This is a genomic window from Paenibacillus sp. P22, assembly GCF_000469945.2.
Lineage (GTDB): Bacteria > Bacillota > Bacilli > Paenibacillales > Paenibacillaceae > Paenibacillus_O > Paenibacillus_O humicus.
This window is the reverse complement of the sequence record NZ_CBRA020000033.1, coordinates 12,052-35,703: the sequence shown is the minus strand read 5'-3', so window position 1 is coordinate 35,703 and position 23,652 is coordinate 12,052. Positions and strand designations below refer to the sequence as shown.

The window sequence follows — 23,652 nt, the reverse complement described above, 5'->3', positions numbered from 1 at the left end:
GAAACGATTGTGAACTTAAGGAGGAACATCAGGAATTATGAAACGGATGCTAGCATTCCTGATCATTGTCGTCGTCAGTTTCGGCGTCATTGGTTGGACAAGCCCCGCCCTCTTGGATAAGACCCGGTTAGGTCTAGACCTCAAAGGCGGATTCGAAATCCTCTACCAGGCCAAGCCTTTGAACGAAGGCAGCAAAGTGACGCGCGAATCGTTGACGGAGACGGCAAAAAGCCTCGAGAAGCGCGTCAACAAAGACGGCGTGTCCGAGCCTGAAGTCACGACGGAAGGCACGGACCGCATCCGCATCCGCATCGCGGGCATGGACGAAGCCAAGGAAGCCAAGCTGCGCGAGGATCTCGTCAAGCCGGCGAACCTGACCTTCCGCAGCGCCATCGGCTGCGCCAAGGAGGCCGGCTACTGCAAGGTCGAATTGACCGGCAGCGACTTCAAGGAAGGCGGCGCATCGGTCCAGCGCGATGACTTCGGACGCTATCAGATCAACATCAAGCTCAAGGATGCCGCCCAGTTCGCCAAGGTGACGGCCGAGGTGGCCAAGCTGGCCGTGACCGGAAACAACCAGCTCGCCATTTATCTCGACGAGAACGAGCTTTCGGCTCCGGCCGTGTCCTCGACGATCAACAGCAGCGACGCCCAGATCACCGGGGGCTACACGCAAGAAGAAGCGATGAATATCCGCGACACGATCAACCTCGGCGCCCTGCCGCTGAAGCTCGAAGTGAAATACACGCAATCCGTAGGCGCCTCGCTCGGCAAGCAGTCGCTCGACGACACGATTTTCGCCGGTCTCGTCGGCACGATCTTCATCGTGCTCTTCATGCTCGTGTTCTATCGGGTGCCGGGCATCGCGGCCAGCGTATCCCTGATCATCTATACGTGGCTGCTGCTTGCGGCGCATATCGCGCTCAACGCGACGCTTACGCTTCCCGGCATCGCGGCCTTCATTCTCGGCATCGGCATCGCCGTCGACGCCAATATCCTGACGGCGGAGCGGATCAAGGAAGAGATGCGTTCCGGCAAGAGCCTGCTGAGCGCTTTCCGCGCCGGCTCCAAAACTTCCCTGCGCACGATCATCGACTCCCATGTCACGACGATCATCGCCGCCGGCGTTCTGTTCTTCATCGGTGTCGGATCCGTCAAAGGATTCGCCATCACGCTGCTTCTGAGCATCATCATCAGCCTGATCTCCAACGTAGTCGTTTCCCGCTACCTGCTCTGGCTGATGATCAAGAGCGGCAAATTCAACAAGCCGGGCTATTACGGCGTGAAGGAGAGTGAAATCCGTGCGCTCTAAGGAATCCCGGATCGATTTTGTCCATTACAGCAAGTATTTCTACATCTTCTCGATCGTCATCACGATCGCCGGCATCGTGGCGCTCGCGGCTCTGGGACTCAACTACGGCGTCGATTTCAAGTCGGGCTCCAGCGTGGACGTCAAGTCGACCAAGGACTTGTCCGCCCAGCGCCAGGAGATCGAATCCTATCTCCAGGCCGGAGAATTCGGCAAGCACAACGCGCCGACCTTCGGCGACAACCGGATGACGATCCGATTCGACGAAGTGCTCAGCCAGAGCAAGGAGGAGCAGCTCAAAACGGATCTTAAAGCGAAGTTCGATCCCGGCTCTTCGGTCGAGGTCAACACGGTCGATGTCGAGATCGCCCGCGAGCTGCAGTGGAACGCGCTGAAGGCGATGCTGCTGGCTTGCATCGGCATCATCATCTATATCGCCATCCGCTTTGAATGGCGCTTCGGCCTTGCGGCCGTCGTGGCTCTCGTCCACGATGCCTTCATCGTCATCAGCGTCTTCTCGATATTCCGCCTGGAAGTCAATCTGCCGTTCATCGTCGCGATTCTGACGATCATCGGCTACTCCATCAACGATACGATCGTCATCTTCGACCGGATCCGCGAAAACCTGCGATTCGCGAAGATCAAGACATTCAAGGACTATATCAAGGTCGTAAACGACAGCGTATGGCAGACGATGACGCGCTCCATCAACACGGCGCTTACGGTGCTGTTCGCCGCTTTGGCGCTGTTCATTTTCGGCAGCGAATCGATCCGCCTGTTCTCGCTGGCCATGCTGGTCGGTCTGTTCAGCGGAGCGTATTCCTCCATCTTCATCGCAAGCCCGCTGTGGCTGCTCATGAAGAAGAATTCCAAGTCGAAGCCGGCTTCCGCCGGCAATCCGGCAGCTTCATAACGGGAGGCTGAAGCCATGGCCGACAAGCTACCGCAATCCGGCCAAGCTGCGGCCGGCCGGCGGAGGGAGACCGGAGTCCATATCGGGCTCGCCGTCATCAAGGGAACGGCCGGTTCCCTCTTCGGCAGTTCCGTTCTGCTGTCCGATGCTTTCCGTTCCGCTTCGGACGCATGCTCCTCCTATGCGGCGCAAGCATCCGGCAAGGAGCACAGCCGCCGCAGCGGGGACAACGTGCAGCGTATGGGCAGGGAGCATACATTCGCTTATGTGTTCTCCATTTTTCTCATCGTCATCGGCCTGCAGATGGCCGTACTCGCTCTCAACCGCATGATGGAGCCGCTTGACGGCTATCCGCAGCTGCCGGCTGCCTTCGTCATTCCGATCTGCCTTGCCTTGCGGCTTCTGTTCGTAAGAGGCCCCATTCCCGGATGGGAATGGGCGGTCTCGCTGACGGCGGCCGCCGGAGCCGCCGGCGCTTGGGCCGGAGGCGAGAGCGGATGGACCTGGATGACTTATCTGGATCCTGCCGCATCGGTCCTCATCGGGGCTTTCATCGTCTACAAGGGCTATCTTCTTTTTCTTGGAACCGGCAAAAAGAAGGAACCGGCACCCGCAGACCATTCCGGTCTCGCCGAGGACATGACGGAGATCATCCAAAGAGTCGACGGCGTCGTGACGGTTGAAGCGGTCCAGCCGCATATGAGCGGAGGCAGGATATCCGCCGAAATCGTCATCAGCGTCAATCCGCGGATTTCCGTTCTCGAAGGGGCGGACATCGGGCGGCGGGTCAAGCAGCTGGTCCTCAAGCGGTTCATGCATATCCATGACGTCAAAATCTGCGTAGAGCCTTATAATCCCGGCTATCCGTACAAATCCAATCATGATCCCAATCAGGAGCATATGCCGACGCTGCTTCAGTAAGAGCCGGCTGGTCCGTCCTGGGCATAACGCTGCCGCCGCCTGCTGCGGGCTGATCCGGTCTTCCGGAACGGCCCGCAGCCGCAGAGGGCAGCGTTTCTCTGCTTGGATTTCGTTTTGAGAACCAGCCTGTGGCGGCAAGCGGCAGATATAAGCAGCAAGCTACACACCGAATGGCAAGGATGGAGGCGGGTACAACGTGATCGGGTCCAAAACCCGCTGGAACATAAGAAAGCTGAATGAAGAGGAAAACCAGGCCGCGCAATCGATTCAGGCTGCCCTTGGCCTGAATCCGCTGGCGGCGAGGCTGCTCGTCCAAAGAGGGTGCATGACGCCGGAAACGGCCCATGACTTCATGGGAGCGGGAATCGAGTCGATGCATGATCCCTATCTGCTCAAGGGAATGGAGGAAGCGGCCGCCCGCATCCGGAAGGCCGCGGCAGACGGGGAGAAAGTGCTGGTGTACGGAGATTACGATGCGGACGGGGTTTCCTCCACCGCCTTGATGATCCTTCTGATGCGCGAGCTGGGCATTCGCCATGACTATTATATTCCGCATCGTACCCGGGAAGGATATGGCATGAACATCCCGGCCGTGGACAAGGCTGCGAGAGAGGGATTCACGCTTATCGTCACGGTCGACAACGGAATCAGCGCCGTCGAGCCGATCGCGCATGCCCGCAAGCTGGGCTTGTCGGTCGTCGTTACGGATCATCACGAGCCTCCCGACGTTCTTCCCGATGCCGATGCCATCGTGAACCCCAAGCAGCCTGGCTGCGCTTATCCGTTCAAGGGACTGTGCGGCGCGGGAGTCGCATTCAAGCTCGCCCAGTGCCTGCTGGGCCGCATTCCCCTGGAATGGAGCGATATCGCCGCTCTGGGAACGATTGCGGACTTGATGCCATTGGCCGACGAGAACCGCATTATCGTTCGCTCCGGCCTGCATGTCATTCGAACTTCGCCTCGCCCCGGCTTCGCGGCTTTGGCCGAAGCGGGCGGCATCAAGACGGAGGCGGTCACGGCTTCCGATATCGGCTTCCAGATGGGGCCGAGAGTCAACGCCGCCGGCCGGCTCGATCATGCCGCTCCGGCCGTAGTCCTTCTTGTCACCGATAATCGGGAGGAAGCCGAGGAAATCGCCTCGAGCCTGGACGAGCTCAATATCGAGCGCCGCGAGGTTGTCGCCGATATCGCCAAGGAAGCCGAAGCCATGTGGCAGGAACGCTGCCGCCGGGCCGACGAGCAAGGCGCTCCCCGCCCCGGAGTGATCGTGCTCGCCGGTGCGGGCTGGAATCCCGGCGTTGTCGGCATCGTAGCTTCCAAGCTGCTGGAGAAGCATTACCGTCCGACCGTGCTGCTCGGACTTGACGAGCAATCGGGAATGTGCAAAGGATCGGCAAGGACGATTCCGGGTTATGATCTGTTCGAAGCTCTGAGTTCCTGCAAGGAACTGATGGAGCATTACGGAGGCCACGCGGCCGCAGCGGGCATGACGCTGCACCGCACCCGTCTGGACGAGCTGGAAGAAGCCCTTTGCGCGCAAGCGGAGCTTCAGCTGCGTTCGGAGGACTACATTCCGGTCTGCGACATCGATTTGGTCTGTCCCATCGAGGAGGCGTCGATCGAGACTGCCGGCGAGCTGGCGCTGCTTGAGCCTTACGGCAGCGGCAATCCGGTGCCGAAGCTGCTGATCAGCGTAGCGGGCATCGGCGATGTCCGCCTGCTCGGCAAGGAAAAGACGCATCTCAAGCTCGCTCTGAGCAGCGGCATCACCCCGGCGAAGCTGGACGCGATCGGATTCGGCATGGGCGAATTCGCCGATCCGCTCGCCGCTTCCTTGAGGGCGGACATCGTAGGGGAGCTGACGGTGAACGAATGGAACGGGAAGCGGAAGCCGCAGCTGATGATCCGCGATTTGAGGGTCAGAGAGCCGAGGGTGTACGACTTCCGAGGGACAAGGGATCCGGTCGGCCGCCTCGCCTCGATCATCGAGAGGCTCCGGCAGGAAAAGAGAACGGCCGTCATCGTGACGAGGGAAAGGCTTCATTTGTCCAGCGCTCTCGAGATCGCAGCAGGAAGCGAAGGAAGCGGCAATCCCGGATGGACTCATTGCCTTCCCGAAGAGGTTCCGGCAGGAGGCTTCTCCTGCCAGGAAATCATCCTTTATGGAAGTCCGTCATCCTGCATCAGGCTGGAGAAAGCTCTTCGGCTCAGCCATGGGCTGGAGGCGCTGCATCTGCTCTATCCGGCCGATCAGAAAGGCTCCGCGGATTGGCTGGAGCGGGCGGGCATGGGCAGGCTGTACGCCTGGATCCGCAAGCTGTCTCCGCTGCCTGCCGGGCAGGCGGGACGGAGGCTGGCCGAGGCTGCGGGCTGCCCGCCGGAGCGAGCCTCTCTGGCATTGGAAGTGTTTCATCAGCTGGGCTTCATCGAGCGGCGCGACGAGGGCTGGACAGCCGCCGAAGCCCCGGCCCGCAGGGACCTCTCGGAATCCGCGCTTTACTTGGAGGCGCTGGAAGAAGAGAAGATCATGTCCAGGCTCTTTTCCGCAACCGAAGACATCAAATCTTGGATAGCCGGCTTGCCGGCATCAAGCCATCATACCGAACTACCCGCATAGGGAATAAAAGGAGCTCGACAATCATGAACTTCAAAGAATATATCCGCGTTATCGAAGATTTTCCTCAGCCAGGCATCCGCTTCAAGGACATTACGACGCTGCTGAACAACGGCGAAGTATACCGTGCGGCGATCGATGAGCTCAAAAAAGCGGCCCACGGCAAAGAGATCGACCTGATCGCCGGTCCGGAGGCGCGCGGCTTCGTCGTCGGAGCTCCGCTTGCGATCGCTCTCGGAGTCGGCTTCGTGCCGATCCGCAAAAGCGGCAAGCTTCCGGGAGAGACCGTCGAGGCCGGTTATGATCTCGAATACGGCAAAGACACGCTCGCCGTCCACAAGGATGCCATCAAGCCGGGACAGCGCGTGCTTATCGCCGACGATCTGCTCGCCACCGGCGGTACGATCGCGACGACGATCAACCTCATCGAACAGCTCGGCGGCGAGGTGGTAGGAGCTTCGTTCCTGATCGAGCTCGGCTATTTGGACGGACGCGCCAAGCTTGGCGGATTGGACATCTTCTCCCTGATGAAATACTAAATGCTTCATGGGTAATTATTTCTCAGGAAATAATGACGGCCGGTCATCGGCCGTCTTTTTTTTGTCGATCTAGAGACATTTCCGCCAAATGAATAACAGAATAAGGAATTTGAACCATTGTTTATGGTGGACCTGTGTGCCGCGTTCGGAGGGAGGACCGTATCGCTTCAAGTTCAGTTGACGCAGCCCGTATTGTAGGGGCATAATAGGAGTTAAACTTATTTCATAGGTACTGGGACACGGTAGAAGTCGAACGATGACATTTGGATGGAAAGGGACGTTTCATGGGCATAGAGCAATTACTCGCTAAGGCGTCGACTTATATGAGGGACCAGGATCTGAACAGGATCCGGGAAGCCTATGAATTTGCCGACCAGGCCCATCACGGGCAGGTGCGCAAATCGGGAGAGCCCTATATTCTCCATCCGGTGGCCGTGGCGGAAATCCTGGTCAATATGGAGATGGACGTGACTTCCATCATAGCGGCGCTGCTGCATGACGTTGTGGAGGATACGACTGTCGAGGTGGAACAGGTCCGAGCGAGGTTCGGAGATACCTGCGCCATGCTGGTCGACGGCCTCACCAAGCTGGAAAAGATCAAATTCCGGTCCAAGGAAGAACAGCAGAACGAGAACTACCGCAAGATGTTCGTGGCGATGGCTCAGGACATCCGCGTCATTCTCATCAAGCTTGCGGACCGGCTTCATAATATGCGCACGCTGAAGTTCCAATCGGAGGAGGCGCAGCGCCGCATCGCCTACGAGACCCTGGAGATTTTCTGTCCGATCGCCCACAGGCTCGGCATCTCCGCGATCAAGTGGGAGATGGAGGATATCGCCCTGCGCTATCTCAATCCGCAGCAGTATTACCGGATCGCCAATTTGATGAAGAAAAAGCGTGCGGAGCGGGAGCAGTACATCGCTGTCGTCATCGGCCGGATCACGGAAAAGCTGGAGGAAATGGGCATCGACGGCGATATTTCGGGGCGCCCCAAGCATATTTACAGCATTTACCGCAAGATGACGATGCGCAACAAGCAGTTCAATGAAATCTATGATCTGATGGCGATCCGCATCATCGTGGACAACATCAAGGACTGCTACGCGACGCTCGGCATCATCCATACGCTGTGGAAGCCGATGCCGGGCCGCTTCAAGGACTATGTCGCGATGCCGAAGGCCAACATGTACCAATCGCTGCATACGACCGTCGTGGGACCGAACGGCGAGCCGACCGAGGTCCAGATCCGCACCTGGGAGATGCACCGCACGAGCGAGTACGGCGTCGCGGCCCACTGGGCCTATAAGGAAGGATCGGCGGGACCGAGCGGCAATATCGAGGACAAGATGGGCTGGTTCCGCGAAATTCTGGAGCTGCAGAACGAGGCCGAGGACGCCTCCGAGTTCATGGAGTCGCTCAAGATGGACTTCTTCTCGGATCTGGTGTTCGTGTTCACCCCCAAAGGCGAAGTGATCGAGCTGCCGGCCGGTTCCGTTCCGCTTGATTTTGCGTACCGGATCCATACGGAGGTCGGCAACCGGACGATCGGGGCCAAGGTGAACGGCCGGATCGTGCCGCTCGACCATAAGCTCAAGACCGGCGACATCGTGGAGATTCTGACCTCGAAGCATTCCTACGGCCCGAGCCAGGACTGGATCAAGATCACGAAATCCTCGCATGCCCGGACCAAGATCAAAGCCTGGTTCAAAAAAGAGCGGCGCGAGGAAAACGTCATCAAGGGCCGCGACATGCTGGAGCGCGAGCTGAAGCGGCTCGGCCTAGAGCCGTCCGCCTGGTTGGCCGAGGACAAGCTCATGGAGGCCGCGTCCAAGTTCAGCTTCCACGATGTCGAGGACATGATGTCCGCGATCGGCTTCGGCGGCATCACCGCCGCGCAGATCTGCACCAAGCTGACCGAGAAGATGCGGCGGGAAGCCGAAGCCGCGCAGCTGATCGAGCTTACGAACGAGCCGACCGAGGTGAAGTCTCCGGGGACCCGCAAGAAGGCGGCGACCGGCGGCGTGACCGTCAAAGGAATCGACAACCTGCTCGTCCGCTTCGCCCGCTGCTGCAATCCGGTTCCCGGCGATGAAATCGTAGGTTATATTACGCGCGGACGCGGAGTGTCCGTTCACCGGCAGGATTGCCCGAATCTTCCTGTCGAAGGCAAGGAGGACGACGCGGAGCGCGTCATCGAGGTCGAATGGGAAGAGTCGACGGAGTCGAACTACAGCGTCGATATCGAGATTACCGGCTACGACCATCGCGGCCTGCTCAACGAGGTTCTGCAGGCAGTCGCGGAGAGCAAGACGAATATTTCCGCCGTCACGGGACGCACGGGCAAGAACAAGATGGTCATCATCCATATGACCATCCTGATCCGCAACATCGAGCATTTGCAGTCTGTCGTGGACAAGATCAAGCGCGTCAAGGACATCTACTCGGTTCAGCGCATCATGCAATAGATAGAGGACGGTGGCCCATCGTGAAAGTCGTCGTTCAGCGCTGCTCCAGCGCATCGGTCTCTGTCGGGGGCGCAGTCGTCGGCAGCATCGGCCAGGGACTGATGCTGCTTGTCGGACTTACCCATGAGGACACCGAAGTCGATATCACCTGGATGGCGGACAAGGTCGCGAACCTGCGCATCTTCGAGGACGGGGACGGGAAAATGAACCTGAGCGTGCTCGACGCGGGCGGCGCCGTGCTTTCGGTGTCCCAGTTCACCCTGTACGGCGATTGCCGCAAGGGAAGGCGTCCCAACTTCATGTCCGCAGCCCGGCCGGAGCATGCCGAGCCGCTCTACGAAGCGTTCAACGGAGCGCTGCGCGCGCTGGGGCTGCAGGTGGAGACGGGCCGTTTCGGGGCCATGATGGATGTATCCCTCGTCAACGACGGTCCGGTTACGCTGATCGTGGACAGCCGCGATTAATCCCTGCTTCCCGGACTAACGAAGACGTTATGCGGCAACACTACTTACCGGAACCTCGACAGACGCTTCATAAGCGATTTGACGGCGAGAAAGGAAGTGGCCGCCATGCGGCAGGGACGCAAAATGCAGATGCTGAGCCGCGCTTCCAGCCGGATTCTCCAGGCGGACAGACGGGAAGCGCTGCTGCTGGACGATCTGGAGGACGATCTGGAGTTCGCGGAAGACTGGACTGGGGGCGGACCCGCTCCCAAAAAGGAAGATCGGGAAGATAGCTGACCTTTCATGCCGGCAGAAGCGATTTTGTCATCCAATTGTAATCTGGGCAACATCATCGCTTAACACAGCCGGGCTATACTGATCTCCGACCCCCTTTTTAATATGGCAAGACTTCAGAGCCCGCTTGCCGGGCTCTTTTTTTTTGTTCCTGCGAGGAGAGCGGCTTGACTTGATCCCTTTACAGCGGTAGAATGAATCTCAATTGAAACCAACCTTTGATGATGGGAAGAAGTACTCTGCGCGCACGTATCCAGAGAGGGACGCCGTTACGGCTGCAAGCGTCCTTATGGTGGCGGGAGGAATGACATCCCGGAGAACATCCGGCGAAGAAGGCTTTTGCGCGCATGACGGCGCAGCCTTTGCGTAGACGGCATGCGTGTGACGGGCGTTAACCGTTCTTTGAAGCGGATGGACCGGCCTTAGGCCTTTTGTCCGGAATCAGGGTGGCACCACGGGAGATCGAGCTCTCGTCCCTGACGACCTTACGGGGTCGTCAGCGGACGAGAGCTTTTTTTGTCGATGAACATAGGTTGGAATGCGATGATAGCGAGCAAAAGCAAGGAGGGGCGGTTATGGGATTTCAAAAAATGCCGGGAACGCAGGATCTGCTGCCCGGACAAGTCGAGAGATGGCAGTTCGTCGAAAGCAAGGCGAGGGAAATATGCCGCAGATTCAACTTTCGCGAAATTCGTACGCCGATGTTCGAGTCGACGGACTTGTTCCGGCGCGGCGTCGGGGAGACGACGGATATCGTCGAGAAGGAAATGTACACGTTCGAGGACCGCGGCGGGCGCAGCCTGACGCTGCGTCCGGAAGGAACGGCCGGCGTCGTGCGCGCTTATGTCGAGAACAAGATGTACGGCGAACCCGATCTGACGAAGCTGTATTACATCGGGCCGATGTTCCGCTATGAGCGCCAGCAGGCCGGACGTTACCGCCAGTTCCACCAATTCGGCGTGGAAGCGCTCGGGTCGGTCGATCCGGCGCTCGATGCGGAGGTCATCGCGCTTGGATATACCTTCTACACGGAGGTCGGCCTGAGAGACGTGCGCGTGGAGATCAACTCCGTCGGGACGCCCGAGGTGCGCGCGGCGTTCCGCGGCAAGCTGCTTGAGTTCCTGGAGCCCAAGCGCAGCGTTCTATGCAAGGACTGCCAGTCCCGCATGGACCGCAATCCGCTGCGGGTACTGGACTGCAAGCACGACCAGCATCACTTCGAAGGCGCTCCGTCGATTCTCGATAGCCTGGACGAAGCCAGCAGCCGGCATTTCGAAAAGGTGAAGCAGCATCTGAGCGATATGGACATCCCGTATGACATCAACTCCCGGCTCGTGCGCGGACTTGATTATTACACGAATACCGCCTTCGAGTTCAAGGCGGAGGGCATCGGCGCCATCGACACGATCGGCGGCGGAGGCCGCTACAACGGCCTCGTCGGCGAAATCGGCGGGCCGGACCAGCCCGGCGTCGGATTCGGCCTCGGAATCGAGCGCACCGTCATGATTCTGGAGCACCAGCAGGGCGGCGAGGCGGCCAAGCCGCGCATCGACGTGTATCTGGTCGCTCTCGGCGAAGCGGCGGAGCGTGAGACGGCCAAGCAGCTTCAGCTGCTTCGCCAAGCCGGCTTGTCCGCAGAACGCGACTATCAGGGACGCAAGATGAAGGCGCAGATGAAATCGGCCGACCGTTACGCCGCGCGTTATACGGCGATTCTGGGCGACGACGAGCTGGCGGCCGGCCAGATTTCCCTTAAGGAGATGGATACCGGCGAGCAGCGCATGGTTCCTCTCGCAAGCTTGGCTTCCGAAATCAAAGGCTGATCCGCATTCGGAATCCAACTGTCGACCGCATCCTTGAAAGTTCGGCCTTAGCCGCGGAATCGGAATTTCCAGCGATTTCAAGGCTACTCAAATAGAGCATGGGAACTCGTGCCAATCATCCGAAGGAGTGACAGAAATGAGCGAACAAGCTTATCAATGCGGCCGGCTGACCAAAGCCGACGTAGGCAAGACCGTGGAACTGAAAGGATGGGTGCAGCGCCGGCGCGACCTCGGCGGCGTGCTGTTCATCGACCTGCGCGACCGCACGGGCATCGTACAGATCGTCTTCAATCCGGCTTATTCGGGCGACGCGCTCGGCATCGCCGACCGCGCGCGCAGCGAGTATGTGCTCGCTGTGAAGGGAACCGTCGTTGAACGCGACGCGGAAACTCGCAATCCGAACCTGGCCACCGGCGAGATCGAAGTCCGCATCACCGAGATCGAGATTCTCAATGCCGCCAAAACGCCGCCGTTTCCGATCGAGGACGGCATCGAGGTCGACGAGCCTCTCCGCCTGAAGTACCGCTACCTGGACCTGCGCCGTCCGGAGATGCAGCGCACGCTGCTGCTCCGCTCCAAGGCGTCCAAAATCTTCCGCGACTTCCTCGACGGAGAGGAATTCGTCGAAGTGGAAACGCCGATCCTCACCAAGAGCACGCCGGAGGGAGCGCGCGACTATCTCGTGCCGAGCCGCGTGCATCCGGAGGAGTTCTACGCGCTGCCGCAATCGCCGCAGCTCTTCAAGCAGCTGCTCATGGTCGGCGGCGTCGAGCGCTACTACCAGATCGCCCGCTGCTTCCGCGATGAGGATCTTCGCGCCGACCGCCAGCCGGAATTCACCCAGGTCGACATCGAGACTTCCTTCCTGACGCAAGACCAGCTGCTCGCGATGATGGAGAAGCTGGCCCAGCGCCTGTTCAAGGAAACGGTAGGCGCCGACATAACTGCCCCGTTCCAGCGCATCACCTATGCGGATGCCATGGACAAATACGGCTCCGACAAGCCGGATCTGCGCTTCGGTCTGGAAATCGAAGATATTACGGACATCGTGAAGGACAGCGACGTGAAGGTGTTCGCGAGCGTAGCTGCTTCCGGCGGCGTCGTACGCGTCCTGAACGCCAAAGGCTGCGCAGGATGGAGCCGCAAGGAGCTTGACGACCTGCAGCCGTTCGCGGCCCGCTACGGCGGCAAGGGACTTGCCTGGATTACGGTGAAGGAAGGCGAATGGCGCGGTCCGATCGTGAAATTCCTCAAGCCGGAGGAGATTCAGGCGCTGACCGGGCGTCTCGGCGTTGAAGAAGGGGATCTGCTGATGTTCTCCGCCGACAAGAAAAAGGTCGCAGCCGACGTTCTCGGCAACCTGCGGCTGAAGGTCGGACGCCAGCTGAACCTGATCGACGACTCCGTCTTCAAGTTCGCCTGGGTCGTGGACTTCCCGCTGCTCGGCTGGGACGAGGAAGCGAAGCGTTATGTCGCCGAGCATCATCCGTTCACGCGTCCGAAGGATGAGGATCTGCATCTGATCGACACCGATCCCGGAGCGATCCGCGCTCAAGCCTACGATCTGGTGCTCAACGGATACGAGGTCGGCGGCGGTTCGATGCGGATCTACAAGCGGGATATCCAGGAGAAGATGTTCGCGGCGCTCGGCTTCAGCATGGAGGAGGCGCATGAGCAGTTCGGCTTCCTGCTGGACGCTTTCGAATACGGCACGCCTCCGCATGGCGGCATCGCTTTCGGCCTGGACCGCCTCATCATGCTGCTGGCCGGCCGCACCAACCTGCGCGAGACGATCGCCTTCCCGAAAACGGCGAGCGCGACCGACCTGCTGACGGCGGCTCCGTCTCCGGTGGATATCGCCCAGCTTCAGCAGCTGCATATCCGCACGGTTGCGAAAGCGGGCTCGAAGCCGGCTCCGGGAACGGCGCCGGCTCCAGCCCCGGCCGTTCAATCGTAGTCGAGGGACCCCTGCAAATTACAGGCATGGAAGCAGGCCGCACCGGAACCGGTGCGGTTTTGCCCTGCCTGAAAGGATAACGAAAAGGATAAAGGAGGAAATGCTCATGCTCAATCAATTTTCCCGAACGGAGCTTGCCTTCGGGCCTGAAGGCATCGAAGCCATGAAGCGGAGCACCGTCGCCGTGCTCGGCATCGGCGGCGTCGGCTCGATCGCGGCCGAAGCTCTGGCCCGTACCGGCGTCGGCCGGATCATCCTGATCGACAAGGATGTCGTGGACATCACCAATATCAACCGGCAGATCCACGCCTTGACGACGACGGTCGGCGAGCCGAAGGCGGATCTCATGCGGGACCGCATCAAGCTGATCAATCCCGAGTGCGACGTCGTCAGCCTGAGAATGTTCTATACCGAGGAGACGTACGAGAAGCTGTTCGAATACCCGCTCGATTATGTGCTCGACGCATCCGACACGATTTCCTACAAGGTCCACCTCATCAAGCAGTGCCTGGAGCGGAACATTCCGATCATCTCCAGCATGGGGGCTGCGAACAAGGTCGATCCGACCAAGTTTCAGGTGACGGATATTTCCAAGACCCATACGGATCCCGTCGCGCGCGTCGTCCGCCAGAAGCTGCGCCGCGAAGGCGTGAAGAAAGGGGTCCAGGTCGTCTTTTCGTCGGAAGAGCCTAAAAAGCCGCGCGAGGACGTCACCCAGCGGATCGTGCCGGACAACGCTCCGGAAATCCGCAAAGCCCAGCAGCCGCCTGCCAGCAATGCCTTCGTGCCGCCGGTAGCGGGACTGATCATGGTCAGCGTCGCCGTTCGGGAGCTGCTCGCCAAATCCGGAATTTCTCTGTAAGCTTTCCTGTTCAATAGACAAAGGCGGATCTCGATTAGAGGCCGCCTTTGTTTTATATCTATTCATAATATTACATATTAAGTTATGTATAGGGTAGATATACAATTGAAATGGCCTATTTTGCGTAATCTATATTGACATAAAGCTTCAAATTGGATACCATCATCTCTAATTAATCTACGGGATGGTGCATATCATGGTCACGACGAATCTGATGAGGCGTTTGCCGAAAATCGAATTGCACTGCCATCTCGACGGAAGCGTCAGGCCGGCGACAGCCGCGGAGATCGCCGAGGAGGAAGGAATCGAGCTGAGCTGCCGCGATTTGCGGGATTTGACGGACCGCATGACCGCGCCTCCTTCCTGCAGCAGTCTGGTGGAATATTTGGAGCGGTTCGAGCTTCCGCTGCTGCTGATGCAGTCGGCATCCTCGCTGTCGCGCATCGCATTCGAGGCCGCAGAGGATGCGGCTCTGGACAACGTCCGCTACCTGGAAGTGCGCTTCGCGCCGCATCTTCATACCCGCCGGGGGCTGACGGTCGAGGAGGTTATCGAGTCCGTCGGCTCCGGCCTTCGCGCCGCGGAGCAGAAATACGGCCACTGCGTGCGCATGATTCTGATCTGCATGCGGCATCATGGACAGATGGACAACGAGGAGATCGTGAGGGCCGCCGCGCGCTATTATGGGCAAGGAGTTGTCGGGGTCGATTTGGCCGGCGACGAGGCCGGCTATCCGAACGAGCTGCATGCGGAAGTATTCGAGCTGGCCGACCGCCTCGGGCTGCCGATCACGATCCATGCCGGCGAGGCGGCGGGGGCATGCAGCATCCGCTGCGCGGTCGAGAAGCTCCGGGCGCGCCGGATCGGACACGGGGTCAGGCTGCAGGAGGATGCCGAGGTGACGGAGCTCATCCGCGTCAAGGGAATTCCCCTCGAGCTGTGCGTCATCAGCAATGTGCAGACGAAGGCGGTATCCTGCATGGAGGCGCATCCGATCCGCAGCTACCTGGACAGCGGCCTGCTGGTGACGGTCAATACGGATAATCCGACCGTCTCGGGAACGAACCAGACGCGGGAGTACGAAAATCTGACTCGCCGGTTCCGCTTCTCCGCCGGAGATATCCGCAAGGTCGCCGGCCATGCGATCAATGCGGCTTTTGTCGACGAGGAGCGGAAGCGCCAGCTGCGGGAGCTGTTCGAGCGCGAATGGTCCGAGCTTGGGCTGGCGGCGGAGGCCTGAGATTGCCGAGGCCGAGCCATCCGCAACCGGAGGATTTCCAGGCGAAGGAATTGATTGCCAAAGACCTGAATGGGATTGAAACTGCAGGCGTGAAGGAAAGGCAATTCCGGTTTGAAAATGCAGGCGCGAAGGAAAGGCAATTACGGATTGAAAATGGGACAGACTTTGTGTCTGTCCTTTTTCTCGTGCGTCGGAGGTTCAGCTGTCGGCCGCGCAGGGGAATCCCGGCTTCGCCGTAATGCTCAGGAGAGGAACGGGCGGAGCCAGGTTCAGCTTCGGCTCAAGCGCGATGGATTTCATGGCGAACGTTTGTGCCCTATCCGCAGCTGTGATACACTTTTTCTAAAGGAATCCGGCTGTCCGGGAACCGGCTGCGGCCTTCCCGGACATCCCTCAGTCCAGCATAGTACAGGGGATGTTGCGAGATGGACTTATTTGATTATAAAGAAGAAAAGGAGCAGCCGCGGGCGCGGCTGCTTGCGGACCGCATGCGTCCGCGGACGCTGGACGAATATATCGGCCAAGAGGATGTCGTCGGCCCCGGAACGCTGCTGAGGCGCGCGATCGAAGGCGACCAGGTCAGCTCGCTGCTCCTGTTCGGCCCTCCGGGCAGCGGCAAAACGACGCTGGCGAACATCATTTCCAACCGTACCGAGGGGGAGTTCGTGAAGCTCAATGCCGTCGACGCGTCGGTCAAGGATGTGCGGGACGTCATCGAGCGGGCAAAGAGCGCCAAGTCCCTGTACGGGCGCAAGACGATTCTCTTTCTCGACGAGGTGCACCGCTTCAACTCTTCGCGCCAGGATGCGCTGCTTCCGGCGGTCGAGCAGGGAATCATCATCTTCATCGGGGCGACGACCGAGAACCCGTTCCATTCCGTCAATGGCGCCTTGCTGTCCCGCTCGACGCTGTTCCGTCTCCACGCGCTGGAGAGCAGGCATGCGCTGGAGGCGATGTCCCGGGCGATCGCGGACAAGGAGCGAGGGCTCGGATTCATGAAGCTGGATGTGGAGCACGAAGCTCTCGAGCATATCGCAGGCATGGCGGGAGGAGATATCCGCCGCGCGCTCAACGCCCTTGAGCTGGCGGCCGTGACAACCCCGTCGGAGCCGGACGGCACGGTCGTGGTCACGCTGGAGGTCGCCCAGGAATCGATCCGCAGCCGGGCGGTCCAAGCGGATGAATCGACCCAATACGACGTGCTGTCGGCTTTCCACAAAAGCATCCGGGGTTCGAGCGATGCGGCCTTGTTCTGGTTTCTGTACGCGGTGGAGAAGCTCGGGATGGACCCGATGGTGTTCATCCGCAGGCTGATCGTCGCTTGCAGCGAGGATATCGGACTTGCGAATCCGCAGGCGATGGTGCAGGCGGTGACGAGCATGGACGCCTATCACAAGATCGGCTGGCCGGAAGCCAAGTACAATGTGGCTCAGGCGATCCTTTTCGCTGTAGAGAGTCCCAAGTCCAACGCGGCCGCCATGGCGATATCCAGAGCGACGCAGAAGATCGAAGCGGTAGGAACGGCGGAGGTGCCGATGCACTTGAGGGATACCCACTACAAGGGCGCCGGGAAGCTCGGCCACGAAGGGTACAAATACCCGCATGATTTCCCCGGCCACTACGTCGTGCAGCAGTATTATCCGGATCGGCTGGCCGGCTCGTCCGTGTATGAAGCGACCCGCCAGGGCATGGAGGACAAGATCCGCCAGAACCAGGACCGGCGTCCCAAATAGACGGAGCGATATGTCCGGCAAGCGCCGTGCGGCCCGGTAAATTCAGGGCGGTTACAACGGAAAAGGAAAGATCGGAGGCACCGGTCCTTCCTTTTTTTTGTTTCTTGTGTTTTGAAACGAGAAAAAAAAGGCTATTCAAATAAAAAGGTTAGTGCTAAGATTTAAGCATAGGAACATTTGCGGAGATGGGTTCATATACAAGTAAGACAGGATCAAGATCGAATGGCTCTTTTTTTTTGGTTCAAAAGTTTCCCTAGGTCAACATATATGGATGGATACAAGTTTAGGAGGAGAGACATCATGAACGAGGAAAGCGCCCTGATCACTACCCGGGATAAAGGCTGGAACCGCGCATCCGGCAGGCCTTCGCTCGCTGAAGTGAACGGCTCCCTGAGCGTTCCGACGAAAGGCGGATGGTTCCGGAAGCTGCTCGCCTTTATGGGACCGGGATATCTGGTTGCCGTCGGATACATGGATCCCGGCAACTGGGCGACGGATCTGGCCGGAGGCTCGCTGTTCGGCTACACGCTGCTGTCGGTCGTCCTGCTGTCCAATCTTATCGCGATCCTGCTGCAAGCGCTGGCCGGCAAGCTCGGCATCGTCACCGGCAGGGATTTGGCGCAAGCCTGCCGCGACCATTACAGCAAGCCTGTATCCGTCGCGCTGTGGGTGCTGTGCGAGCTGGCGATCGCGGCTTGCGATCTGGCGGAGCTGATCGGCACCGCCATCGCCCTCAATCTTTTATTCGGCATGCCGCTCCTGTGGGGCGTCATCCTGACGGCATTCGACGTCATCATCGTCCTGATGCTGCAGAACAAAGGCTTCCGCTACATGGAGGCGCTCGTCATCACGCTGATCGGCACGATCGGCCTCTGCTTCCTGATCGAGCTGTTGTGGGCGCAGCCGGTCATGGCCGATGTCATGAAGGGCTTCATCCCCCGGGCGGAAATCGTCTCCAATCCGGCCATGCTCTATATCGCGATCGGCATCCTCGGAGCAACCGTCATGCCGCATAATCTGTATCTGCATTCTTCCATCGTCCAGACGAGGAAATTCGAGCAGACTCCGCTCGGCAAGCGCGAAGCGATCCGCTACGCGACCTGGGATTCGACGATCGCCCTTTTTCTGGCCCTGTTCATCAATGCGGCCATCCTCATCGTAGCCGGAGCGGTCTTCCATACTTCCGGCCATACCGATATCGCGGATATCGGCGATGCGTACCATCTGCTGACGCCTCTCATGGGCGGGGCGCTCGCCAGCATCCTGTTCGGCGTCGCTCTGCTGGCGGCCGGACAGAACTCGACCTTGACGGGAACGCTGGCCGGACAGATCGTCATGGAAGGCTTTCTGAACATCCGCATGAAGGCTTGGCTGCGGAGGCTGATCACCCGTCTCATCGCAGTCGTGCCGGCCGTCATCGTGACCTTCATGTACGGGGAGAAAGGGACGACCGACCTGCTCATTTTCAGCCAGGTGGTGCTGAGCTTCCAACTGAGCTTTGCCGTATTCCCGCTCGTGCTGTTCACGGGAGACCGCAAGAAGATGGGCGAGTTCGCCAACAAGCCGGCAACCAAAGTTCTGGCTTGGACGTGCGGCTGCCTGATCGCCGTGCTCAACCTGTACCTGCTCGGCGCTACGATCTACAGCTGGATTTGAACGGAGATTCCAGGATAGGCAGGACTCTTCGCCGGACCACGGCGGAAGGGTCCTTTTTTCTTCTTCTTGCTTGTCCCAAACGAGCTTCAACTGTCATATGGGGCTTCTGAGAGCCATAGTAATGGAAATAATCAGACAAATCGTCCTCATGCCGCCGATAACGGACTTATCGTGAGCCGCAGGCGGTTTGACCGGGAATGCCGTCATGGACTACAGTACTTCTTAATAGATTTGATGCCGGGGAGGTGCGCCTGTCCTTGAGCTTGCCGAACATCGGCGCCGGGAGACAGGCAAATGAGTGAGTGACGACCCGTTACCGCTGAGTCTAAGCATTATCGTGGTTCTTGTATTGGTTTTCCTGAACGGTTTTTTCGTGGCGGCCGAATTCGCCATGGTGAAAGTCCGCGGCAGCCGGATCGGCTCCCTTGTCTCGGAGGGCAACGGCAGAGCCCGTTTCGCGATGCGCCTGACGGACAATCTCGATGCTTTCCTTTCGGCTTGCCAGCTCGGCATCACGCTTGCCTCCCTCGGTCTCGGGTGGGTCGGGGAGCCTGCCGTCGCCCGCCTGCTGGAGCCGCTTTTTTCCCGCTTCGGAATCGACGGCCTCGCCTTGAACACCGTCTCCTTCATCATCGCCTTCACCTTGATCACGCTGCTGCATATCGTCCTCGGCGAGCTGGCTCCCAAGACGATCGCCATCCGCAAGGCGGAGCAGGTGACGCTGTTGACGGCCGCTCCGCTCGTCCTGTTCCATCGGATCATGTACCCCTTTATCTGGGCGCTGAACGGCATGGCGAACCTGCTGCTGAAGTGGATCGGCATCGAGCCTGCTTCGGAGCATGAATCCGCCCATACGGAGGAAGAGATCCGCATCCTCATGAAGGAAAGCCACAAAAGCGGGCTGATCGACAACACCGAGCTGACTCTGGTCGACAACATCTTCGATTTTGCGGACACGCATGCCCATGAGATCATGATCCCCCGCACGGAGATGATCTGCCTTTCCATCCAAGCCCCCTTTCCCGAGAACAGGGACATCGCCCTGGAGCAGATGCATACCAGGTATCCCGTCTGCGACGGGGACAAGGACAACATCATCGGATTCGTCCATATCAAGGATCTGCTCAAGGCGGGTCCCGACCTTCACGATCTGCGGCAGATTCTGCGGCCCATGACGACGGTTCCGGAATCGATGCAGATCAGCTCGCTGCTGAAGCTGATGCAGAAGCGCAGAACTCAGATCGCGATTCTGATCGACGAGTACGGAGGCACTTCCGGCCTTGTGACGCTGGAGGACATCATGGAGGAGATCGTCGGAGAAATCCAGGATGAATTCGATGAGGAGAGGCCCGATGTCGAGCAGACGGGGGAGGCCGCCTATTCGCTCAGCGGGCTCATGCAGCTCGAAGAGGTCGCCGCCCGCTTCGGGCTGGAGCTGGACTCGGAGGATTACGATACGCTCGGCGGCTGGCTTTATTCCCGGATCGAGATTCCGCCGACGCGGGGACAGAGAGTCGCCATGTCGGATGAGGCTGAGTTCGTCATCGAGGAAACCGACCATTTGCGCATTTCCAGAGTGGCTCTCCGGATGCTGAGGCCCGCGGGAGCGGAAGAAGAGGCCGCTGCCGCGAAGCGTCAGACAGCTGCCAGCTCCGAGCCGAATGCCGGAGCGACCTGGCCTTCCTGAATAAGCAACGATGCGAAAAAGCCCTGCAGTGCCGGATAACCGGCGCTGCAGGGCTTTTTTGGAGGCTGCGGATCAGCGGGCGGCAACGCCTTCCGGATAATCCGCCTCTCGGACGAGATGCACCTTGTCGATCGTGCCTCCGCCGAGGCAGGTGTCGCCGTCATAGAACACGACGGCTTGGCCTGGAGTGACCGCCTTCTGCGGTTCGTCGAAGACGACCTCCGCCGTCCCGTCGGCCGACAGCCTCAGCGTCACGCCTTGGTCGCGCTGGCGGTAGCGGAATTTGGCTGCGCAGCGGATCTCGCCGGCCGGCAGCTCGGGCGCGATCCAGTTGATGCCGCTTGCGGTTAGCGACGAGGAATAGAGGCGTGGATGCGATTCGCCCTGAACGACGTACAGGATATTGGATTCAAGATCCTTGTCGGCGACGAACCAAGGCTCTCCGTTGCCGGAGCCGCCGATGCCTAGTCCTTGGCGCTGACCAAGCGTGTAGTACATGAGTCCGTCATGGCGTCCTTTGGTCTCGCCGCTGCGCAGGTCGACCATCGGTCCGGGCTGCGCGGGAAGATAGCCGCTCAGGAACTGCTTGAAGTTCCGTTCGCCGATGAAGCAGACGCCGGTGCTGTCCTTTTTGCGGGCGGTCGCGAGGCCGTGCTCCTCGGCGATGCGGCGGACTTCCGGCTTCGGCAGATCGCCGATCGGGAACATCGCCGATGCCAGCTGTTCCTGGCTGAGCTGATGCAGGAAGTAGGTCTGGTCCTTGTTGGAATCGACTCCCCGCAGCAGACGGGTGACGCCGTTCCCGTCGCGCTCGACGCGGGCGTAATGGCCCGTGGCGAGATAATCCGCTCCGAGCGATTTGGCCTTGGCGAGGAATTCCCCGAACTTGATCTCGCGGTTGCACATCACGTCCGGGTTGGGCGTGCGGCCCCGGCGATACTCGTCCAGGAAATAGCTGAACACCTTGTCGAAATATTGGCGTTCAAAGTTCACCGTATAATAAGGGATTCCGATCTGCTCGCAGACCTTCCGCACATCCTCGGCGTCCTCGTCCGCGCTGCAGACGCCGTTTTCGTCGGTCTCGTCCCAATTTTTCATGAAAATGCCGATGACGTCGTATCCCTGCTGCTTGAGCAGCAGAGCCGTAACCGAGGAGTCGACTCCTCCGGACATGCCGACGACGACGCGTGCTCCCGTTTGTGCCATTTATCTCCACCACCTTGACAATCTTGCTCTTTCCCTGCTAATCTGACAACTTGTGTTCCATCCACTCAGGGCAAGGGGAGCGTAAAGCCCATTGTAGCATATTTCCTGCCCGCTTATCATGCATTCTGCGCGTATTTTAGCGGACGAATGGGGTGGAATATGTTAACATAGCAGTTAAATGGGAATACCTTGAATTAATCCACGCAGCCGTGAACCTGCAGAATAGAGATCGAGAGGCCGGAGGCCGCGGAGAAGACGGTGCTTTCCAGGCCCGTACTTTGGCAAATATCGCCTTGGACCGCATTTCAGAGGGCTAGAACGCGATATTAACGGCCATCCTGCCTCGAAGGTTAGTCTTCAACATCTGTCAAACAGGGAAAGAGGTGCAGCCTTGAAAATTTCAACCAAAGGCCGTTACGGCTTGACGATTATGATGGAGCTCGCCGCCAAATTCGGCGAAGGTCCGATTTCATTGAAGAGCATCGCGGAGAAGAACTCCCTCTCCGAGCATTATCTGGAGCAGCTGATCGCGCCGCTGCGCAACGCCGGGCTGGTCAAGAGCATCCGCGGAGCCTACGGCGGCTATATTCTGTCCAAGGATCCCGAGACGATCACCGCAGGCGACGTCATCCGCATCCTGGAGGGACCGATCTCGCCCGTCGACTTCACGGAGGAGGACGATCCGGCCAAGCGCAACCTGTGGCTGCGCATCCGCGACAGCATCGCGGAGGTGCTGGATTCCACGACGCTCCAGGATCTGATCCAGTATACGGAGAAGAGCGAGAACGACAGCTATATGTTCTATATCTGACCGGGAGAGAGGCCAATGGAACGCATCTATTACGACCATGCGGCGACGACCCCGCTGCATCCGCTTGCCGCTGAAGCGATGCTGGCCGTCATGCAGGGCCCGCCGGGCAATGCCTCCAGCATCCACAGCTTCGGCAGGGAGGCGCGGCGCCTCGTCAATGCTTCCCGCGAAGCCATCGCGGCTACGCTGGGCTGCAAGCCCGCCGAGATCGTCTTCACCTCCGGCGGCACGGAAGCCGACAATATGGCTGTCCGCGGCGTCATGGAGGCTCAGGCCGCGGCAGGCAGGCGCCATCTGATCACAAGCCGGGTGGAGCATCATGCCGTGCTCAGGGAATGCGAGCGCCTGGAGCGGACAGGCATCGAGGTGACGTATCTGCCCGTTGACGAATTCGGCCTCGTATCCGTGAACGACCTGAAGGAAGCGCTGCGGCCGGATACCGGACTCGTGAGCATCATCTATGCGAACAACGAGACGGGCACGGTGCAGCCGATCGCCGAGCTAGCCGCATTGGCGGGCGCGGCAGGCGTGCCTTTCCATACCGATGCGGTGCAAGCCTACGGCAAGCTGCCGATTGATCTGGCGGTCCTTCCCGTCCAGCTCCTCTCCGTCACGGCCCACAAGATCAACGGGCCGCATGGAGCGGGCGCCTTGTTCGTTCGCCAAGGAACCCTCATGCATCCGCTTCTCGTAGGCGGCTCGCAAGAGAAGAAGCGCCGCGGCGGCACGGAGAATCTGGCCGGCATCGCCGGGTTCGCCAAGGCCGCGAAGCTGGCTGCGGAGAAGCTGGAATCGGATGCGCTTCGTCTCGACGATCTTCGCCGGCAATGGATTTCTTTCATGGACGAGGCGGCCGAAGGGGGAGTCGTCGTCAACGGGCATGAGGAGAAGCGGGTGCCGGGAATCGTCAATCTGAGCTTTCCCGGCTTGGACAACGAAGCGCTGCTCATGAATCTCGACCTGGCGGGAATCGCCGCTTCGGCGGGCTCCGCCTGCACGGCTGGAGCGCTGGAGCCTTCCCATGTGCTGCAGGCGATGGGGCTTCCCCGGGAGCGTCTGCAGACCGCGATTAGATTCAGCTTCGGATTGGGCAATACTAAGGAGGAAATGGCGCTGGCCGCACGAAAGGTTGAAACTTTTCTGCGCCGTAATCGTAATTCTTCTTAGGAGGCGGATGCC

General features: G+C 59.6%; 18 protein-coding genes. 17 read left to right on the top strand and 1 reads right to left on the bottom strand.

What is annotated here, in order from left to right; all coding sequences use genetic code 11:
* The first annotated feature begins 37 nt into the window (after window positions 1-37).
* From secD to BN871_RS07120, 15 genes are all read left to right on the top strand, one after another.
* Window positions 38-1,312, top strand: coding sequence for a protein translocase subunit SecD (gene secD, locus BN871_RS07190; RefSeq protein ID WP_048745170.1), 1,275 nt, complete (start codon window positions 38-40; stop codon window positions 1,310-1,312).
* On the top strand, window positions 1,302-2,222 hold the full coding sequence (gene secF, locus BN871_RS07185) for a protein translocase subunit SecF (protein WP_048745169.1): 921 nt from the start codon (window positions 1,302-1,304) through the stop codon (window positions 2,220-2,222). The genes secD and secF overlap by 11 nt, the downstream gene beginning before the upstream one ends.
* Window positions 2,223-2,237: 15 nt before the next feature.
* Window positions 2,238-3,143: a cation diffusion facilitator family transporter gene (locus BN871_RS07180; RefSeq protein ID WP_048745168.1), complete on the top strand. Its 906-nt coding sequence runs from the start codon at window positions 2,238-2,240 to the stop codon at window positions 3,141-3,143.
* Between the two features lie 196 nt (window positions 3,144-3,339).
* Window positions 3,340-5,760, top strand: a complete 2,421-nt coding sequence (recJ, locus tag BN871_RS07175; protein WP_021879607.1) for a single-stranded-DNA-specific exonuclease RecJ — start codon at window positions 3,340-3,342, stop codon at window positions 5,758-5,760.
* 23 nt (window positions 5,761-5,783) lie between these two features.
* The gene (locus tag BN871_RS07170) at window positions 5,784-6,296 is read left to right on the top strand and encodes an adenine phosphoribosyltransferase (RefSeq protein WP_021879606.1); all 513 of its coding nucleotides are present in this window, start codon (window positions 5,784-5,786) and stop codon (window positions 6,294-6,296) included.
* 284 nt (window positions 6,297-6,580) lie between these two features.
* Complete coding sequence (locus BN871_RS07165) at window positions 6,581-8,761, top strand: bifunctional (p)ppGpp synthetase/guanosine-3',5'-bis(diphosphate) 3'-pyrophosphohydrolase (RefSeq protein ID WP_048745167.1); 2,181 nt, start codon at window positions 6,581-6,583, stop codon at window positions 8,759-8,761.
* A gap of 20 nt (window positions 8,762-8,781) precedes the next feature.
* A complete protein-coding gene (gene dtd / locus BN871_RS07160; protein ID WP_048745166.1) occupies window positions 8,782-9,225 on the top strand; it encodes a D-aminoacyl-tRNA deacylase in 444 nt (147 codons plus the stop codon).
* A 105-nt stretch (window positions 9,226-9,330) separates the two neighbouring features.
* Entirely contained in the window at window positions 9,331-9,501 is a 171-nt protein-coding gene (locus BN871_RS27540; RefSeq protein ID WP_021878654.1) for a hypothetical protein, read from the top strand.
* Window positions 9,502-10,073: 572 nt separating this feature from the next.
* Window positions 10,074-11,321, top strand: coding sequence for a histidine--tRNA ligase (gene hisS / locus BN871_RS07155; protein WP_048745165.1), 1,248 nt, complete (start codon window positions 10,074-10,076; stop codon window positions 11,319-11,321).
* Between the two features lie 136 nt (window positions 11,322-11,457).
* Window positions 11,458-13,278: an aspartate--tRNA ligase gene (gene aspS, locus BN871_RS07150; protein ID WP_048745164.1), complete on the top strand. Its 1,821-nt coding sequence runs from the start codon at window positions 11,458-11,460 to the stop codon at window positions 13,276-13,278.
* A 106-nt stretch (window positions 13,279-13,384) separates the two neighbouring features.
* Window positions 13,385-14,140 (top strand): ThiF family adenylyltransferase, encoded by a 756-nt coding sequence (locus tag BN871_RS07145; RefSeq protein WP_048745163.1) that lies wholly within the window; start codon window positions 13,385-13,387, stop codon window positions 14,138-14,140.
* A gap of 196 nt (window positions 14,141-14,336) precedes the next feature.
* Window positions 14,337-15,380, top strand: coding sequence for an adenosine deaminase (add, locus tag BN871_RS07140; protein ID WP_048745162.1), 1,044 nt, complete (start codon window positions 14,337-14,339; stop codon window positions 15,378-15,380).
* Window positions 15,381-15,805: 425 nt separating this feature from the next.
* Complete coding sequence (locus BN871_RS07130) at window positions 15,806-17,113, top strand: replication-associated recombination protein A (RefSeq protein ID WP_021878649.1); 1,308 nt, start codon at window positions 15,806-15,808, stop codon at window positions 17,111-17,113.
* Between the two features lie 300 nt (window positions 17,114-17,413).
* Complete coding sequence (locus tag BN871_RS07125) at window positions 17,414-18,769, top strand: Nramp family divalent metal transporter (protein WP_083436296.1); 1,356 nt, start codon at window positions 17,414-17,416, stop codon at window positions 18,767-18,769.
* A gap of 298 nt (window positions 18,770-19,067) precedes the next feature.
* Window positions 19,068-20,456 (top strand): hemolysin family protein, encoded by a 1,389-nt coding sequence (locus BN871_RS07120; protein WP_048745160.1) that lies wholly within the window; start codon window positions 19,068-19,070, stop codon window positions 20,454-20,456.
* Between the two features lie 72 nt (window positions 20,457-20,528).
* Here BN871_RS07120 and mnmA read toward each other — a convergent pair whose 3' ends face one another.
* Window positions 20,529-21,662, bottom strand: coding sequence for a tRNA 2-thiouridine(34) synthase MnmA (gene mnmA / locus BN871_RS07115; protein ID WP_021878645.1), 1,134 nt, complete (start codon window positions 21,660-21,662; stop codon window positions 20,529-20,531).
* 391 nt (window positions 21,663-22,053) lie between these two features.
* Here mnmA and cymR point away from each other — a divergent pair, with 391 nt between their 5' ends.
* Window positions 22,054-22,473: a cysteine metabolism transcriptional regulator CymR gene (gene cymR, locus BN871_RS07110; RefSeq protein WP_048745159.1), complete on the top strand. Its 420-nt coding sequence runs from the start codon at window positions 22,054-22,056 to the stop codon at window positions 22,471-22,473.
* A 15-nt stretch (window positions 22,474-22,488) separates the two neighbouring features.
* Complete coding sequence (locus BN871_RS07105; protein WP_021878643.1) at window positions 22,489-23,640, top strand: cysteine desulfurase family protein; 1,152 nt, start codon at window positions 22,489-22,491, stop codon at window positions 23,638-23,640.
* Window positions 23,641-23,652 lie beyond the last annotated feature (12 nt).

Bases quoted from the DNA above. Each gene is read 5' to 3' on its own strand.
- secD (WP_048745170.1), top strand. From the start codon at position 38: ATGAAACGGATGCTAGCATTCCTGATCATTGTCGTCGTCAGTTTCGGC.
- BN871_RS07180 (WP_048745168.1), top strand. From the start codon at position 2,238: ATGGCCGACAAGCTACCGCAATCCGGCCAAGCTGCGGCCGGCCGGCGG.
- BN871_RS07170 (WP_021879606.1), top strand. From the start codon at position 5,784: ATGAACTTCAAAGAATATATCCGCGTTATCGAAGATTTTCCTCAGCCA.
- BN871_RS07165 (WP_048745167.1), top strand. From the start codon at position 6,581: ATGGGCATAGAGCAATTACTCGCTAAGGCGTCGACTTATATGAGGGAC.
- BN871_RS27540 (WP_021878654.1), top strand. From the start codon at position 9,331: ATGCGGCAGGGACGCAAAATGCAGATGCTGAGCCGCGCTTCCAGCCGG.
- hisS (WP_048745165.1), top strand. From the start codon at position 10,074: ATGGGATTTCAAAAAATGCCGGGAACGCAGGATCTGCTGCCCGGACAA.
- aspS (WP_048745164.1), top strand. From the start codon at position 11,458: ATGAGCGAACAAGCTTATCAATGCGGCCGGCTGACCAAAGCCGACGTA.
- BN871_RS07145 (WP_048745163.1), top strand. From the start codon at position 13,385: ATGCTCAATCAATTTTCCCGAACGGAGCTTGCCTTCGGGCCTGAAGGC.
- add (WP_048745162.1), top strand. From the start codon at position 14,337: ATGGTCACGACGAATCTGATGAGGCGTTTGCCGAAAATCGAATTGCAC.
- BN871_RS07130 (WP_021878649.1), top strand. From the start codon at position 15,806: ATGGACTTATTTGATTATAAAGAAGAAAAGGAGCAGCCGCGGGCGCGG.
- BN871_RS07125 (WP_083436296.1), top strand. From the start codon at position 17,414: ATGAACGAGGAAAGCGCCCTGATCACTACCCGGGATAAAGGCTGGAAC.
- mnmA (WP_021878645.1), bottom strand. From the start codon at position 21,662: ATGGCACAAACGGGAGCACGCGTCGTCGTCGGCATGTCCGGAGGAGTC.
- BN871_RS07105 (WP_021878643.1), top strand. From the start codon at position 22,489: ATGGAACGCATCTATTACGACCATGCGGCGACGACCCCGCTGCATCCG.